The sequence below is a fragment of the Methylobacterium sp. E-041 genome, from assembly GCF_022829665.1.
Classification (GTDB): Bacteria; Pseudomonadota; Alphaproteobacteria; order Rhizobiales; family Beijerinckiaceae; genus Methylobacterium.
Genome location: NZ_JAKSYQ010000142.1, coordinates 1 through 717 on the forward strand (window position 1 = coordinate 1; position 717 = coordinate 717).

General features: G+C 54.7%; 1 protein-coding gene. It reads left to right on the top strand.

All coding sequences use genetic code 11. The features are described 5' to 3' along the window. A partial coding sequence (locus MKK70_RS13160) for a hypothetical protein (protein WP_243948257.1) occupies positions 1-363 on the top strand: 363 nt, incomplete at its 5' end. Positions 364-717 lie beyond the last annotated feature (354 nt).

The window sequence follows — 717 nt, forward strand, 5'->3', positions numbered from 1 at the left end:
GGCCGGTTCCTTGCAGCGGCACCGGGTTGGTGCCACGGCGGGAAACCACAGGCACGATCCGATCGTTCCTCAGTCACGATTGCTGTCGACCAGCTACATTTCAGGGCAAGTTTGAAAAGATTTCTACTGAACTTGGCGGTACGAAAAACATTGATAATTGTTAGTTTTCTGCAAAGGCTGAAACTTTCCTGTTCCCTGGCCCGTCATGTCATCGTTTTGGTGATCAAAGCCAAGAGGGCAGGAGAAACTTATGCGTGCAGGTTTGCTAACCTTTGCCGGAATGATTGTGGCTGCTTCGCCTACCTCGGCACAGGAACTTCAAAAGCCGTCCGTTACGGACCAACAGAGAAAATCTGTCGGTGACGAAAAGGCCGCTGAGATCCGAGCATTGATTGAGAAGGCTCGGATCAGACAGCAAGGGGTCGATCGGCAGAACGAGAATTTGTGGGCTCGCTGGACGTATGCGGTTTGCATTGGCTGCGGGCCGGTATCGGGGAAGATCCGCATGGTGCGAACGACCCCTTGCTGTCTGATCCGAGCATTGATTGAGAAGGCTCGGATCAGACAGCAAGAGGTCGATCGGCAGAACGGGAATTTGTGGGCTCGCTGCACGGATGCGGTTTGCAGTGGCTGCGGGCCGGTATCGGGGAAGATCCGCTGGGTGCGAACGAACCCCTTACGGGTGCTGATGGGCCTTACTGATCCCGAAGATTAAGC